The organism is Dyadobacter ginsengisoli DSM 21015 (assembly GCF_059568735.1).
In genome coordinates, this window is the sequence record NZ_JCANTY010000001.1 from 360981 (window position 1) to 374622 (window position 13642).

Genomic DNA, 13642 nt, shown 5'->3' on the forward strand with positions numbered 1-13642 from the left:
TCAAAAAGGAGATATTTGGAAAGATTGTATTTTAAATCAAAAATGAAAGTGATGATCAAACACGTTGCAACAGCCTTCATATGGTTCATTTTGAAGCATAGCTGTTTTGGACAAGGCGAAATGCTGCAGTTCAAATCGACAGATGCCGCATTGCAAACCGCCTTTGAAAGAGCCAGGGAGATGGCCCTTAGCCATCGGGGTAAGGCTGGCGACCCTGTTGGTGAATGGTATGAAGCCGCTTTGCCTACACGTTCGGCGTTTTGTATGCGGGATGTTTCCCACCAAAGCATGGCCGCAGAGATGATCGGACTGGGGAAGGCCAATAAGAATATGTTTTCGCTTTTTGCCAAAAATATCTCGGATAGCAAGGATTGGTGCTCTTACTGGGAGATCAATAATGAAGGAAAACCGGCGCCGGCCGACTACCGGAACGATGAGGAATTCTGGTATAACCTCAATGCAAATTTTGATGTTTTGAACTCGGCCTGGGAACTCTATCTCTGGACCGGCGACAAGGACTATGTCAATGGTCCGGAGTTTGCGAACTTTCACAAAAAATCGGTGAACGAATACATCCGTCGCTGGGTGTTGGAACCCGACTCGTTGTTGTCGCGCCCGCTCCATCCCAATGCGCATGCCTCTTATAACGATGAAGATTCCTTTCACCGCTGCCGCGGACTGGCATCCTATTCGGAAGGCGTGCGGGACCTGAAAATGGGTGTAGACCTTATTGCTGCGATTTCGCGGGGCATGAAAACGTATGCCGATATGCTGCGCTTGAATGGCCGGGACACGGAAGCCAAACTTTACGACGCCAGGGCCGAGCAATACAGGCAACACATTGAAAGGGAATGGTGGAGCGAGAAAGAGGCCAAATATTTTACCTATTATTCGTCTGCCGGGGCATTTGGATACACCGAGGGGGAAACATTTTTGCTTTGGTTTGATGTCCTGAATGATTCAACCCGCACCCGGAAGGTGATCGACCAGATCCTGTCGCGCGAATGGAACATCGAAAATGAGTCCTACTTTCCCTATCTGCTGGGTCAGTATGGTTATGCCAATCAGGTTCGCGACTATATTCTCCGCCTGACCGACCTGAAAACGAAACGGAGAGAATACCCGGAAGTGTCCTATGGCGCGATCCAGGGCATTGTGCAAGGCGTAATGGGTATCCGTGCGGATGCGCGGGTGAACCGGATCACGACTTTATTCAACGGTCGGGCGGGCGATACCCACACCCTGGAAAATCTGCCTGTTTTGCAGCGAAAAATATCGGTGACGCAAAGCCCGGATAAAGCTTCGTTGCGGAATGCAGGATCTTCGCCGCTTCAGTGGCGGGCGATGTTTACCGGAAAACACCCGTTCATTATCGTGGATGGTGTTAAACGTAAAGCCATGCAAATGACAGTCAAAGGAGCGCGAACGGTCTCGTTTCTGGATGTGAACGTAGCTGCCAGCGGGCAGGTAACTGCACGGGTCGACTAGCGCGCACCCCGGCCCCTGTGATCGGTGCATCGCTGATTACAGGGGCCTGAGGGTTAGTCGGCAATAAGTTTTTAGTTTTACAGATCAATTTTCAATCAACGGAAGGAAAGTAATTACCACCGAATGGAGAGCATATTTGACAAAATAAGGGAATTACGGGAGGTGACGTCCTATTCCAAGCATGACCAGATCGTTGTAGGGATCATCAATGCCATTGATCAGAAGATAGTAGCGCCGAACGACCTGCTGCCTTCGGTGAACCAGATGATTCAGGAACTGAGTTTCTCCCGCGAAACCATTCGGAAAGGATACGGGGACCTGGTGGACAGGGGGGTGGTGGAGTCCAAAAACCGGATCGGGTATTACGTGACCAATGCGCAGACCAACCAGTTCATGAAGGTGGCGTTGCTGATGTACAACCTCGATACTTTCGAAGAACTATTTTACAGGAATTTCAGGAAAGAACTGGGCAAAAAAGTGCATCTGGACGTGTTTTTTCACCACGGCAGCATTGATTTCCTCGAAAGCACGCTATTCCAGATCAAAGGAAAATACGGCATGTATGTCGTAGCGCCCATACCGCACCGCAAGACTAAGGAAATACTCGAAACCATTCCGCGCGCAAACCTGATGATATTCGATCGTTTTGAACCGCTGGACGGGGATGTGAATTATATTGCCCAGGAATTTGAAAAATCAACTTATTCGGTCCTGGAAACGCTGGCGGACAGGATCAGGGAATTTGACGAAATCATTTTCTATCATTCTCCCAAGTCACTGGACCCGAAGGAGATCGTCTTTGCATTCAAACGGTTTCTGCACGACTACTCCATCCAGGGGCAGATCATCAGCGAGTTTATTCCCGGTTCCGTCGAAAAGGGAAAAGCATACTTCACGCTCGACAACTACACCATGTGGGCGATATTAAAGGAATGCAAAAGTAAAAAGCTCACGATGGGTACTGATGTGGGACTGCTCTCGGTTAACGACGAGCCAGCCAAGGAATTTGTCGATATCACCACCTATTCCACCGATTTTGCGTTGATGGGCCAGCTCGCCGGCCAGGCTATCATGCAAAAGCAGAAAATCCAGGTTATCCTGCCCAACGTTCTGATCCGGAGAAAGACATTGTAACGGGCCTATGCGCGAAAAAGTGATCCTCAGCGACATCGATATCGGCATTATCGTCGCGTATCTCGCAATCTTGGCCGGGTCGGGGTTTTATTTTGCCCGGAAACACCGGATTCAAACCGCCGGTGACCTGTTTCTCGGCGGAAGGTCACTGAAATGGTACAATGTAGGCCTGTCGATTTTCAGCAGCAATGTGAGCCCGGTCATGCTGGTAGGTTACGGGGGCATGGCTTATACCACCGGAATGGTCGCCGCCAACTTCGACTGGCTTGCCTGGTGGTTTTTGCTATTACTGGCTATGGTATTTATTCCCCATTATTTTGCGACGAAAGTGAGCACTATGCCTGAGTTTCTGCTTCGGCGGTACGGGCAGCGCTCATTCACGTTTCTCACTTACTATTCGATGATTTCCACGCTGATCGTTTCGGTCAGTTTTGTACTGCTGACCGGCGGCCTGGTCATTGCGCAGATTCTGGAAGTTCCTTTTTGGGTGGCTGCAACCGGCGCGACGATTCTGGCCACCAGCTTTACAGCCATCGGTGGCCTTGGAGCTATCGCCAAAACCGGTGTGCTGCAATCCGTCGTGGTAGTGGTAGCAGCAATTATCGTAGGTGTCATTGCGGTGGATCGGATCGGTGGCGTGCAGGAGGTGATCAACCGTTCGCCCGGGGAATTCTGGACCATTTTCCGTCCGGCCAGCGACCCGGTGTATCCCTGGCATGCGGTCATATTAGGTTACCCGGTGGTTGGGATCTGGTATTGGTGTACCGATCAGACGATCGTTCAGCAGACACTGGCGGCCAGGAGCATTCAGCATGGACAATATGGGGTAATGCTCGTTGCATTCCTGAAAGCGATGGTGCCCTTTGTCTTTTTACTGCCGGGCATCTACTGCCTCATTCTCTTTCCGAATCTGAGCAACCCCGATCACGCTTATCTGGTGATGACGGCCAATTTACTTCCGGTAGGGTTGGTGGGTATTACGCTTGCGGCACTGATTGCGGCGCTGATCTACGATGTCGCGGTGGGTATCAATGCATTCAGCACGGTTTTTTCACTGAATATCTATTCAAAGATCATCAACCCTTCGGCTTCGCAGGCCCGGATCCGGCTTGTTGGTCGCATCGTGATCATTGGCTCATCGTTCATTGCCCTGATGATGTCGATCCTGCTGTCTAGGGTCGATAAAGGACTCTTCGATTTGTCACAGGCCGTGGGAACTTACCTCGCTCCGCCGCTGACGACCGTATTTTTGCTGGGAGTCGTCTGGAAAAAGGCGACCAGCAGAGCGGCCAACCTGACGCTTTATGCAGGTTCGGTCCTTTGCCTCTGTGTAGGGATCATGCAGATCACGGATTACCCGCACAAGGCGTTCTGGCCCCATTTCATGCTTCTGACGTTCCTGTTAACGGCCACTCTGATGGTTTTCATGGTAGCTGTCTCATTGCGTTTTCCGGAAACAGGTCAAAAGTCGTCGTTGCCGACACTCGCCGAAACCTATGCTTCCCAACCTCATTATGATCGTCGGAAAATCTGGTTGGGCTGGGCGGGGATAGGTCTGTTGATGGGGATGCTGTATTATTTGTTTGGTGGATTCATCTGACTTTCTCGAGATATAAGCTGATCCTGTTGATCATGATAACCGATAATTCGGGCAGTTCGACCTCAGGGACGATCGCCAGGTGTATTTCTTGTATTTCACTGACTTTTGCACCCTGAATGCTGCTCACCGTCGGGGTAATGTCCAATAATAAGTCCAGACCGGGCCCCATGCTTTCCCCCACACCGGCGCTCGCCCTTCTGAGCCCGAAAAGACCGACGCTTCCGGCAAGAAATCGATCTCTGTTATCCCGAAAAGCGCTTTCAGGCAGGCTGATGTAGATTTTCAGGATGGAGGCATCTCTGGTCCCGCGGATAGTTTCCAAAGCCAGATAAATGTGGCCCTCTGCAACCGTTGCCGGGGTGGCGGCCCACGCAGTCAGCTTTTTCTGTCCTTCTGATGTGATCGCGAGCGTAACATCGACTCCTCCGCCTTTTATTTCTACCGGATGGGAAACGGCACCTATCCATTCGGCCTCAGGAGATAAATTCATAGACTTTGATCATTTAGGACCGGGAGCTAATGCGCTGGCTGGTCTGCGAAAACGGCGCAGCCGTAAACCCCCATATTGGTAAATTGCATCAAAACCGCGCCACTGCCAACGGGGTGTCCGGGGTGGAGCCAATCTCTCGCAAAATACCATTACGCTCACAATCGCCATCGCCACGATGTGCCCGGCCGGGAGAAGCATGGCAAACAGCATGGCCGACCAGCAGGAATACAGGCACCAGCCTGCGTGCGTCAGTCCCATTCCGGCAGCATCCCGGGCGGCTTTAGGGCCAAAGGCACTGAGGACCTTGTGGTGATGGCAGCGGTTGAGGCTTCGCTGCTTCTCCGGCGACGATTGCCATACCAAAGCAGTTAGACCGACGAATAATGCGGGAATGAAAGATCCCGGCACCCAAACTCTCGCTGCCAGCATGATTACGATAAAAGCGGCCCCCGCTGCCACCCAGACTGTAAAATAGCTAAAAACAAAAAAGAGCGTCAGACGCGTCCGTTGTCGCACAAAGCTGTTAGCACGGATATGGTATACCGGCTGAATCAATGTCGGGGTCATCATCGCCAGCAGCATAAGTACCCAGTCCCCGAGGAGGGGACCGGGCGGATTTTCTGCGAAAACGGCCTCCATGATCTGGGGAGCGGGCGCATTGGCAGCTATGGTCATCTGGAGTTGTGTCGGACAATCCCCTCCGCAACACCAGGACGATGAGGAAGCCGGCTTCGCCAGAATAAGGAGCCAGGCAACGACGCTGATGCCGATCAAAGACCACCGGAGTTGTACATACTCCTTTTCGTTATAGATCATGAGCGTTTGATCATTCGGTTCAGAATGCCTGCCGGTAAATGCTGATCCGGCCGATCTTCACTTCTGTGGCGTCAGGCAGTGGTTTGTCAGGAACAATACTGACCTGAAGTGAATCGGCGTCCAGGGCATTCGTCAGGTGGAGCTGATCGATAAATGGTGTTATATCCAGAATAAAGGTAAGCCCTTCGCCTCCATGCTGTCCATCTTTCACGGTTGCTCTGCGCAAGCCGAAAAGAGATACATGACCGGCGAGGAATTTTTCGCTCTCACCCGCGGATTTGCTTTCCGGTGGGCTCACATAAACCGCGAGCACAGTGGCGTCGAAGATCCCGCTGACGTTTTCGAGTTTCAGGAATGCCTTATCGGGGAATGCGGTATCAGAAACTTTGGCGAAACTGGCCGCGGTTGTACGCCGGATTTGGGTGTCCAGCTTAACGGACGTCTGTATCGGTGTTTTTCCGATAACCAGGGCTACCGGGCTTGCACCCATCAGTTCGGTCCGTTTTGGCGCTGCCGTAGTGGCGGATTTGAGCGTTGGCGGAGAAGGTTTTGAGCCCAGCATGTTGAGCCTGTCGGATAGTGCAAGGGTAGGCTCTGCGGTTTCTGTAGTGAGTTCTTCGTAGCTGTAATCGAGCTTGTTGAGATCGCCCACCTGCCCTGGCGTGTAGTACCAGGGCTTACCTCCTGGTCCGGGCATCGCGAATTGCTGCGCAGGGCCGTTAGACCAGTCGGGGTCACCCGGGTTTGCATTGCCGTTCGCGTTCCATGACGCCCACATCCGATCGATGTTGCAATGGTGGAGGTAAAATATAGGATCCAGCGCCGCGGTGCCGGGATCGGCCATTAATCCGTAAATGGGGCTCGTGGGACTGGGCGCACCGCCTACGTAGCCGTGCACGAGGTCATGCGGATTGCTTTCGAAGTTTCCGTGCGGAGACCCGTTATGCGCGAATGTAGTTTTGGGCCCCCCGAAGCCAGGCAGGGGAGTCGACGCGTCGCTGCCTGTGAACAAATCGTTATTCATCGCTTTCGCGTTGACGGGCCCGTTGGGAAATCGCGGCGGGCAGGGAACGAAGATGTTTCCGTCGCCCCTGGGGCCATAGCGCATTTCGACGTAAAGGGCGTTGGCACTTCCATGGGGCAATGTCTTCGCTGCAAATGCCGGGGGCATCTGGTATTGGCTTCCGTTTTGCCCGCCGAAGTAGTTCCAGTACGGCAACGCCCAGGTGTCGGGGCCGCCCTGATGGACGATATCCTGCCGTAGCTGCACTTCGAGCGACATCAGGTAGCCGCGGTGCCACGGGAAAAAGTACCAGCTGCCATGCTGGCACTGGTTCCAGTACAGATCGAGCGCCGCCTGGTCGGGCAGGGGCGAAGTAGGGACTTTGGGAGGAGATGTGATAAACCCCCAGGCCGGGAACGCCGGTGGATCGGGATACCATGCGGTGTTGGGATTTACGTATTCACCGTGAATGGCGGCATAAAACCACCAGCTGGCAGGATCGTTGAGACCGCGGCTCATCATCGCTTCCACCCCTTTTGCATACCACAAAAGGTCAGTGTTGTCAAAATTTCCGCCGCTGTTCCAGGCATTGTTACGCACAAATTCAGCCATGACGTTTTTTATTTTAGAGAAAATATGGTGAAGGGAACTTGTAAAAAGAGGTAAACTGATGCAGTAATCCGTCCGCTACGCATTATTGTAAGGAGGTAGCAGGGTGTAAACTGGCAGGGGCGCATCCCTGTTGTAGATCAGCACATCGGCGGTTTGCTGGGCTATGGTTGCTCCGTCATATTCTTCCACGAGCGATAATGCGCCGTCTATTCCGGAGGTAATTCCGCCTGTCGTGGTGGTAGAACCGTCGGAAACATACCGGACATTTTTGATGATATGAATGTTGGGGTACTGGGTTTCGGCATCAGCGATGGTTTGATAATGAGTAGTAGCCTTTTTGCCGGAAAGAAGCCCGGTTTTGGCGAGAATGAAGAAGCCAATGCAGACGGACATGATCTTTTTTCCCTGGTAACCCATCTGTTGAATCCAGGTAGTGACCGAGGGGTCTACTTCTTGCCCTATGATTCCGGGAATGACGATCAGATCGGGTTCGGGGCAATTGTCCAGGGCGTAGCCTGGTGTGATTGTTACGATGCCATCTTCGCTCTTAATGGGAGCACCGGTTGCCGCGACGGTGTAGATCTGGTACCTGTTGTTATTGTATCGGTTGGCCTTCGCAAAAACATCGATCGGCCCGTTCATATCGACGACCTCGACACCATTGTAAATAAGGACAGCTATTCTGATTGAGGACTCCATTGGCTGGGTTTTTAATGACAACTGGATAATACAATGCAGTAGACGACCGCGGGAGCTCAGGGCGTCTGTTTAAGAGGGTGTGCAGGTTTGTAAAAGTATTTTGATCCGGGTAGACCGGCAAACCGATTACTAATTAGTTTGACAAATATTTGTAGTATTAGTTATAATATTACAATCAGATCACCTGCGCGATCGTGGAACTTCCTACCTCTGAAACCCGGGATTTTAGCACGGCAGCGTGGATAGACGAGGGTAAACGAGATCGGGGCTTTGCATTCGAAGCTTTTAATTTTGAAATTTACCGGGATTAAATGCAAGGAGGTAATGGCGGTCGGATCCGAAGATGAGGTAATGCTCTGGAAAGAGCTTCTTTTAGGCAACAGGGATGCCTATACGAAAATTTATGGATTACACGTCAAGGCTATGTACCGCTATGGCATGAGCCTGGTATCTATTTCGGAAGAGTTTGTTCTGGATTGCATTCATGATGTTTTTACTGAGATCTGGATAAAAAGAGAACGCCTGACGGTACCGGGCAATATCCGGTCATATCTTTTTGTGGCATTAAAAAACCGGGCGCTGCATTTGCTGAAACGGCAGGAACGTCCCCACATGTTTGTAGCGCAGGAAGGCTTCGAAGACCTCTGGTTTGAATCCTCGGCGGAGGATATCATGACACAGAAAGAAGAGTCGGTGAGCCGGGAAGAATTACTGACCAGGCTGGTTGCACAGCTCCCGCCACGACAGCAGGAGGCCATCAGGCTCCGGTTCGTGGAGAACATGGATTACCAGGAGATCGGGCAGGTGCTGGAGGTCAACACACAGTCGGCCCATAACCTGGTATTTAGGGCAATGGAAAAACTTCGCGGGTGGCTGATACTGGGCTTTTTTGTTTTTCAACAAAGCTTTTTTCAGGTATAAAATTTTGCATTTTCTCCCCCTTTTGAAATTTTTTTTAAAAATTATGAATGCAGCCGAGTAAGGAAATGGCGTATCTGTTATCTATTTGTAAAATAACCATACAGTGGACAGCACATACGACAATTTCGGACCGGTAGACTTTGTTACGGACGATCACTTTCTGAGGCATCATCTGGCTCCCACCGAGGAATCAGGGATATTCTGGGAAGCGTATCTCAGGAGCTATCCCCATAAAAATACTGCATACCAACAGGCAGGAGCGCTTTTGGATGCGGTTTTGCTCGGTCTGACCAGCTATTCGAGAACATACCTTTCCGAAGAAGAGGAAGCCAGGCTGCTAGACCGTATCCTGCGCACCACGACGCCACAGGAATATCCTGTGCAGGACATGCAGGTCAGTGCAAATCCCAGATGGTACAGAATGGCTGCTGCGGCAGCCGTTGTACTGGCAATTCTGGCGACCGGTTATCTGGTATGGCGACCGGGCAGCTCCCATAAAGCCACCTACGCCGAGACTATCAATACGCTTGCCGCGACATCGAAGGTGACGAGGTATGCCAACCAGTCGGCCCGGGCCGAAACCTATTACCTACCGGACAGTTCGTCGGTTGTCCTCGACCCGAAAAGTGAGATCAGCTACACTGCTGACTACGGTAGGGAAAAGCGCAATGTATATCTGACAGGGAAAGCGACCCTGGAAGTGGTTCCCAATGCAAACAAGCCTTTCTATGTTTACGCGAATGAGATTGTCACCAAAGTTCTCGGGACCAAATTTGAGGTGGTGGCTTTTGATAATGGTTCGGATGTGACGGTGAAGGTGCTGACGGGTAAAGTAACGGTCTATCAGAATGGCGATCAGGACAGCGAGACGGCCCGTACTGCCAGGCATCCTGCGGTGTTGCTGCTGCCTAATCAGCTGGTTGTGTTTGATAGAAAAGCCGAATTGTTCGATAAGCGGCTGGTAGACCATCCGGTATCCCTTCCCGACGTGAAATCGATGCCCAAATTCGAATATGAAGATAGCTATGCCGCACAATTCTTCGAGGATATCAGGAAAGCATACGGGGTAAACGTAATTTACAATTCTGAGCTCCTGGAAAGCTGTCAGTTTTCGGCGGTTTTTTCAGAGGAAAGCCTGCCGGAGAAACTGGACGTGGTTTGCAAAACCATCGGGGCCTCTTACGAAATCATCGATGCCCAGATCATCATCACCACTGCCGGATGCAAACCATAACGCTGTATGATATTCTTGAACTGATCCACTAATCCTACGCAGCACCCTATGAGAACATAACTACTATCCCATACATCTTAAGCAACATGGCCAATGATGCTTGCTCCATCATTGGCCCTTGTTAATCCTTAGCATCCCGGAGAGGTTGTAAGGATCGCTATTGTCCGAATTTTCCAAACGAACAACTCATTCAAAAGTATGAAACAAGCAAGACATTTACTATTCCAATGTATGAAAATATCGTTGGTTCAGGCGTTACTGGCGTTTGTATTTATGGGGGTTTCCTGGGCGAACGATTTGTCTGCACAGGAGCTGTTGAGCCGCCGGGTCAGCCTTGATCTGACGGACGTGAAGCTCAGGCCCGCTTTAAAGGAAGTGGAAAAAGTTGCCGGTGTGCGTTTTTCATACACTCCTCAGATCGGCCAGTCGCAGCAGCTGGTGACATTGAAAGCAACCAATGCCACACTCGGGCAATTGCTGGACCGGCTCCTTACGCCGATGAACATCAGATATGAACTGAGCGGAAGGCATATCATTCTCACACGTAACCCCGCGGCGCCTGCGCCCGTGAAGGTCGAGCTGAATGACTCTCCGATCATCAATCTGATTCCTTTGAAAGGAAAGGTGGTAGACGAGAAAGGAGAGGGCCTGGCTGGTGTGAGCATTCTGATCAAAGGGACCACCAACGGGACTCTTACCAATGTGGACGGTGCATTTTCGCTGGACGCACCCGAGCCAAGCGGTACCCTGGTGTTCAGTTTTGTAGGCTTTGTTACGCAGGAGGTGCAGATCGCCGGGAAGACCTTTTTCGATATCAAACTGGAACCGTCGGCGAGCGCGCTGAACGAAGTGGTCGTGGTGGGTTACGGTGCCCAGAAGAAAATCACAATGACCGGAGCTGTTGGCACCGTATCCAGCGAAGCGATTAAAAACGTACCTACCGCGAACATTACCAATGCATTGGCCGGAAGGGTAGCAGGTTTGTTTGCAACCCAGAAAAGCGGTGCACCCGGTTCAGGAAGCACGCTGACCATCAGGGGGAGAAGTACATTCAATTCGGTTGACCCTATTTATGTGATCGACGGCATTGTGCGCACGTCCGGTGATTTTGAAGCGCTCAGCACGACGGAAATAGATAATATTTCGGTTTTGAAGGACGCTACCTCGGCGGCGGTTTACGGTGCGCGTGCTGCTAACGGGGTTATACTGGTAACCACGAAGCGGGGTACAACGGACACGCCCACATTCACTTACAGCGCCTATGTTGGTAAAGAGTCTCCCAGCAAAGTTCCTGAGCGGATGAATGCCTACGAGCACGCGTTGTACCGTAACAATGTGGCCAGGTTTAACAACAGGCCGGTTACAGACCCTTCGTACTACACGCAGGATGAAATAGATTATTTCAGGGATCATCATGTCAACTACGACTGGTTCAAGGGCGCGTGGCAGGACCCCGTTTTTACACAGCATAATCTGAGCGTTTCGGGGGGGAGCGAAAAGGTCAGGTACTTTTCCAGCCTGGGATACAACTTCCAGGATGGCGGTTTCAAAAACCTGAAATACGACCGTTTCAACCTGAGATCCAACGTCGATGCGAAAATCGCCAAAGGCTTGAACATGGCGCTGATGATCGACGCCAGCCTGCAAAAAAGGGAACGTCCCTATTGGCCTTACGATGGTGGTGATGACGACCGGATGTACGATCTGTACCGCGGTCTGCTGAACAAGCCGTCGTTCATGCCCTGGAAAATCGGTGACAAATATGTGCGCGCGTTCCAGCAATGGAACCCGATCGGGCTCATTGACAATGCCGGTTCGAGAAGCCTTAAAAAGAACACGTTCAACGGGATCCTGAAACTGGACTACGCCATTCCCGGCATCGACGGCCTGAAAGCAAATGTTTCCTTTAATTACCGGAAGTACTACGAATACGATAAGACGGTCCGGAAAAAATACCCGGTTTCGGAGTTCAAAACAACAGGCGGGCATAATCACTTGCTGACCGAGGAGGTGACCAACGATCTGTTGCTCGGCGATTGGGATAACAGTGCGTTTGCATCTTTCAACGAAGTGAATTCCTATCAGCTCAATGCCGGTCTGCAGTATGAGAAGACCTTTAACGAAAAACACTTTCTCACGTTGATGGGGATGTACGAGCAATCGGAAGGCACGGGGAATTACCTTTACGGCTATCGGAACAAGTTGCTGACACCGTCCATTGACCAGCTGTTTATCGGCAATGCCGCCAGTGAAAATCAAAGCGCGACGGGAAGCGCATCCGAAACCGGTCGCTTGGGATACATCGGCCGTGTTACCTATTCCTATAATGAAAAATACCTCTTTGAAGCGAACTTCCGTTCGGACGCTTCCCTGAAATTCGCGCCGGAAGGACGTTGGGGATTCTTTCCGTCGGTTTCGGCCGGGTGGCGGCTGTCGGAGGAGTCGTTTGTCAAAAACAATTTCAAAAATCTCGACAACCTGAAACTGCGTGCATCCTATGGTTTGCTGGGAAACGATGGCGGGATTAACGTCGCGGAGTATGGCTATCAGAGTGTTTTTTCCGTGGTTGGTGGAGCGGTCTTCGGCTCAGCTATGTCCGGCATCGCACCCGGCGCACTTCCGAATTACAACATCACGTGGGAGAAAACACGCATTACGGATATTGGTCTGGAAGGATCGCTGTGGCGGGGATTGCTGAGTTTCGAGCTGGATTATTTCAAGAAGTATACCTACGATATTCTCGGTTCAAGGATCATCTCGATACCCAATACATTTGGCGCCACGCTCCCCAGGGAGAATTATGGCATCGTAAGCAATCAGGGAATCGAAATAACCGCACGGCATGACCATACCCTTAAGAACGGTTTGCAATACTTTGTGGGCGGAAACCTCAGTTTTGCGCGTAATAAAGTTAAGCAGCAAGACTACTCGGCGGGAGCCTTTGATTATCAGATACCCCTCGGACGACCGATTGGCTATTTGTCTGGTTATGAAGCTTCCGGCATTGCACGAACCCAGGCCGATCTGGAAGGCCTACCCAAATGGGGGACTTATGAATGGTCGCTGGGAGATGTGATCCTGAAAGACCAGAATGGAGACGGTACCATCGATTCAAAGGATAGGGTGGTATTATCGAGGCAGGGGGTTACCCCCGAAATCATGTACGGGATCACCACAGGCGGCAGATGGAAGGGGTTTGACCTGAACGTTCTCTTCCAGGGCGTAGCCAACCGCAAGCTGATCTTCCCGAACCGCGCGGACCTCTGGGACGAGCAGGCGGTATTGAAAATATGGACCGACTCGTGGTCCCCCGAGAACCCCGGAGCCAGATACCCGCGCGTAGGAGGTATTGGAGCGAGCAGCTATGGTGCGAGCAGGGAGCCTTCCTCATTCTGGCTCATGAACGGCAATTACATCCGGTTGAAAAACATCGAGATCGGGTATTCATTGCCTAAGGTTTTGACCAACAAACTGGGGATCGGCGCATTACGTATATATGTGTCCGGTGCTAACTTAATTACGCTGGATAAAATTAAGGTCTCAGATCCCGAGGCGATAGAAGGAGTGAACGGGGTATACCAGTATCCGATCATGAAAAGCTACAATGCAGGATTGTCACTCAGGTTCTGATCCTGCCGAAAGGTT

At 51.4% G+C, this 13642-nt stretch carries 10 protein-coding genes; 6 read left to right on the plus strand and 4 right to left on the minus strand.

Annotated features, from left to right (window positions below; translation table 11 throughout):
- The first annotated feature begins 42 nt into the window (after positions 1-42).
- From BP71_RS01165 to BP71_RS01175, 3 genes are all read left to right on the plus strand, one after another.
- A complete protein-coding gene (locus tag BP71_RS01165) occupies positions 43-1488 on the plus strand; it encodes a hypothetical protein (RefSeq protein ID WP_496375724.1) in 1446 nt (481 codons plus the stop codon).
- Positions 1489-1611: 123 nt separating this feature from the next.
- Positions 1612-2622 (plus strand): GntR family transcriptional regulator, encoded by a 1011-nt coding sequence (locus BP71_RS01170; RefSeq protein WP_496375726.1) that lies wholly within the window; start codon positions 1612-1614, stop codon positions 2620-2622.
- A gap of 7 nt (positions 2623-2629) precedes the next feature.
- Positions 2630-4222: an SLC5 family protein gene (locus BP71_RS01175; RefSeq protein WP_496375728.1), complete on the plus strand. Its 1593-nt coding sequence runs from the start codon at positions 2630-2632 to the stop codon at positions 4220-4222.
- On the opposite strand, the gene BP71_RS01180 is transcribed toward BP71_RS01175, so the two are convergent.
- The 4 genes from BP71_RS01180 to BP71_RS01195 all read right to left on the minus strand — a co-directional run bounded on the left by BP71_RS01180 (position 4215) and on the right by BP71_RS01195 (position 7842).
- Positions 4215-4712 carry a DUF7868 domain-containing protein gene (locus tag BP71_RS01180; RefSeq protein ID WP_496375730.1) on the minus strand — a complete coding sequence of 166 codons (498 nt, stop codon included), beginning with the start codon at positions 4710-4712 and terminating at the stop codon, positions 4215-4217. The two genes, BP71_RS01175 and BP71_RS01180, sit on opposite strands and share 8 nt — an antisense overlap.
- 9 nt (positions 4713-4721) lie before the next feature.
- Positions 4722-5528, minus strand: a complete 807-nt coding sequence (locus tag BP71_RS01185; RefSeq protein ID WP_496375732.1) for a copper chaperone — start codon at positions 5526-5528, stop codon at positions 4722-4724.
- A gap of 19 nt (positions 5529-5547) precedes the next feature.
- The gene (locus BP71_RS01190) at positions 5548-7143 is read right to left on the minus strand and encodes a tyrosinase family protein (RefSeq protein WP_496375734.1); all 1596 of its coding nucleotides are present in this window, start codon (positions 7141-7143) and stop codon (positions 5548-5550) included.
- Positions 7144-7218: 75 nt separating this feature from the next.
- Positions 7219-7842 carry a DJ-1/PfpI family protein gene (locus tag BP71_RS01195; protein ID WP_496375736.1) on the minus strand — a complete coding sequence of 208 codons (624 nt, stop codon included), beginning with the start codon at positions 7840-7842 and terminating at the stop codon, positions 7219-7221.
- Between the two features lie 324 nt (positions 7843-8166).
- Here BP71_RS01195 and BP71_RS01200 point away from each other — a divergent pair, with 324 nt between their 5' ends.
- The 3 genes from BP71_RS01200 (at position 8167) to BP71_RS01210 (ending at position 13627) form a co-directional block, all read left to right on the plus strand.
- A complete protein-coding gene (locus BP71_RS01200; protein ID WP_496375738.1) occupies positions 8167-8763 on the plus strand; it encodes an RNA polymerase sigma factor in 597 nt (198 codons plus the stop codon).
- 103 nt (positions 8764-8866) lie between these two features.
- Complete coding sequence (locus tag BP71_RS01205; RefSeq protein ID WP_496375740.1) at positions 8867-9997, plus strand: FecR family protein; 1131 nt, start codon at positions 8867-8869, stop codon at positions 9995-9997.
- 231 nt (positions 9998-10228) lie between these two features.
- Positions 10229-13627 carry a TonB-dependent receptor gene (locus BP71_RS01210; protein WP_496375742.1) on the plus strand — a complete coding sequence of 1133 codons (3399 nt, stop codon included), beginning with the start codon at positions 10229-10231 and terminating at the stop codon, positions 13625-13627.
- The last annotated feature ends 15 nt before the right edge of the window (positions 13628-13642 follow it).

Coding starts and splice junctions, on each gene's coding strand:
- BP71_RS01165 (WP_496375724.1), top strand. CDS start 43: ATGAAAGTGATGATCAAACACGTTGCAACAGCCTTCATATGGTTCATT.
- BP71_RS01170 (WP_496375726.1), top strand. CDS start 1,612: ATGGAGAGCATATTTGACAAAATAAGGGAATTACGGGAGGTGACGTCC.
- BP71_RS01175 (WP_496375728.1), top strand. CDS start 2,630: ATGCGCGAAAAAGTGATCCTCAGCGACATCGATATCGGCATTATCGTC.
- BP71_RS01180 (WP_496375730.1), bottom strand. CDS start 4,712: ATGAATTTATCTCCTGAGGCCGAATGGATAGGTGCCGTTTCCCATCCG.
- BP71_RS01185 (WP_496375732.1), bottom strand. CDS start 5,528: ATGATCTATAACGAAAAGGAGTATGTACAACTCCGGTGGTCTTTGATC.
- BP71_RS01190 (WP_496375734.1), bottom strand. CDS start 7,143: ATGGCTGAATTTGTGCGTAACAATGCCTGGAACAGCGGCGGAAATTTT.
- BP71_RS01195 (WP_496375736.1), bottom strand. CDS start 7,842: ATGGAGTCCTCAATCAGAATAGCTGTCCTTATTTACAATGGTGTCGAG.
- BP71_RS01200 (WP_496375738.1), top strand. CDS start 8,167: ATGGCGGTCGGATCCGAAGATGAGGTAATGCTCTGGAAAGAGCTTCTT.
- BP71_RS01210 (WP_496375742.1), top strand. CDS start 10,229: ATGAAAATATCGTTGGTTCAGGCGTTACTGGCGTTTGTATTTATGGGG.